Source organism: Collinsella sp. AF23-4AC, assembly GCF_003462685.1.
In the GTDB taxonomy this organism is placed as follows: domain Bacteria; phylum Actinomycetota; class Coriobacteriia; order Coriobacteriales; family Coriobacteriaceae; genus Collinsella.
Window position 1 is genome coordinate 1 of the sequence record NZ_QRVE01000039.1, and the last position, 2,043, is coordinate 2,043.

The window sequence follows — 2,043 nt, forward strand, 5'->3', positions numbered from 1 at the left end:
CATCGAGATTGAAGAAGGGGGAGGCCTCGCGGCCTCCCCCTTTTTTGCGTTTACGGGCAACATTCCTTATGCAATTAAATCAATTTAATCATCCACCGCTGAATATAGACGTTCACCGTTCTTTGGCCGGTTCTCTGTTCTCAATGGACTAATATTTGCTTTAGCGCACTGCTGCGCTTGTCCTGTTTTTACACGGGTCGTTTTATTGATTGTGACGGAAGGACTCACATGGCAGATGTTCATGAGCTGCTTGATACTTGGATTGCCAATGTCAAGGACGAGGAGCTCCTCGCTGAGCTCAACACGATGAAGGAGCAGGGTGATGAGGACGCCATCACCGACGCTTTCTTCCAGGATCTCGCCTTCGGTACTGCCGGCCTTCGCGGCACTATCGGTGCGGGCACTAACCGTATGAATATCTATACGGTCGGTCGTGCGACCCAGGGATTCGCTGACTACCTCAATGCGACCTTTGAGCATCCGACGGTCGCCATCGCTCGCGATAGCCGCAATAAAGGTGAGCTGTTCGTCAAGACTACGGCTGCCATTCTTGCAGCAAACGGCGTGACTGCCCTCGTGTATCCCAAGATTTCTCCTGTGCCGACGCTCTCCTGGGCCGTCCGCGACCTTAAGTGCTCCGGCGGCATTTGCATGACCGCTAGTCATAACCCGGCGCCGTATAACGGCTATAAGGCCTATGGCCCCGACGGCTGCCAGATCACCAGCGAGGCCGCCGATGCAATTTCTAAGGCTATCGCCGAGACCGATACATTCACCGGCGTGAAGTCCATGGACTTTGATGAGGCTCTTGAGCAGGGTCTGGTCAAATGGATCGACGACTCGTGCCTCGAGCGTTATTACGACGCCGTTCTCGCCCGCGGCGTGACCAACCTTTCTGCCGAGGAGATCGCTGGCGCTCCGCTTAAGCTCGTCTACACTCCGCTCAACGGCACCGGCCTCATTCCCGTCACGACGGTTCTCGAGCGCGCTGGCATCACCGATGTCACGGTTGTTCCCGAGCAGAAGGAACCTAACGGCGATTTCCCGACCTGCCCGTATCCTAACCCCGAGATCCGACAGGCCATGCAGAAGGGCATCGATCTCTGCGAGCAGGTTCACCCTGATCTGCTGCTTGCAACCGATCCCGACGCCGACCGTGTTGGCGTTGCTGTCAAGAATGGCGATGACTACCTGCTACTGACAGGCAACGAGATGGGCGTCCTACTGCTCGACTATATCTGCAAGACCCGTGCCGCCCGCGGCGAGGACCTCACCAAGAAGGTTGCCGTTACTACTATCGTTTCTTCCGCCATGGTCGATGCACTGGCCGAGGAGTATGGCTTTGAGCTCCGTCGCTGCCTGACGGGCTTCAAGTACATCGGTGACATCATTACCTCGCTTTCCGATGCTGGCGAGGTCGATCGCTTTATCTTCGGTTTTGAGGAGAGCTACGGCTATCTGGCCGGCGACCACGTGCGCGACAAGGACGCCGTGAGCACTTCGCTGCTGATTTGCCAGATGGCTCAGTATTACAAGCTGCAGGGTAAGAACCTCGCCGATGCGATGCACGAGCTGTACGAGAAGTATGGCTACTACCACAATAAGACGATTTCGCTGAGCTATCCGGGTGCTGAGGGTGCGGCAAAGATGGCCGGCATCATGGCCGGTCTGCGCGAGAACCCGCCTGCGGAGCTTGCTGGATCCAAGATTGAGGCCGTCGTGGATTACAACACCTGCGTGAACGGCCTGCCGAAGGCTAATGTCATTGAGTTCGATCTCGAGGGCGGCAACAAGGGTATCGTCCGTCCTTCTGGCACCGAGCCCAAGATCAAGCTGTATATCTTTGCCAAGGGCGCGGATGCCGCCGAGGCTGATGCAGCACTTGATGTGATTGAGGAGTCCGGTCGCAAGCTGCTGGCATAAGGTGTTTAAGAGTCTATTACTATAGATAGGCGAAAGAGGGGATCTCGGAAACGAGGTCCCCTCTTATATTTCAAGACTTTAGTCTGCTGGCCGCGCAGCGGCCAGCTTTAAACCACCCGC

General features: G+C 56.2%; 1 protein-coding gene. It reads left to right on the forward strand.

Going from position 1 to position 2,043, the window contains the following annotated elements; all coding sequences use genetic code 11:
• The first annotated feature begins 228 nt into the window (after positions 1–228).
• Positions 229–1,923, forward strand: coding sequence for a phospho-sugar mutase (locus DWY05_RS09825; RefSeq protein ID WP_117821548.1), 1,695 nt, complete (start codon positions 229–231; stop codon positions 1,921–1,923).
• Positions 1,924–2,043 lie beyond the last annotated feature (120 nt).

Coding starts and splice junctions, on each gene's coding strand:
- DWY05_RS09825 (WP_117821548.1), top strand. CDS start 229: ATGGCAGATGTTCATGAGCTGCTTGATACTTGGATTGCCAATGTCAAG.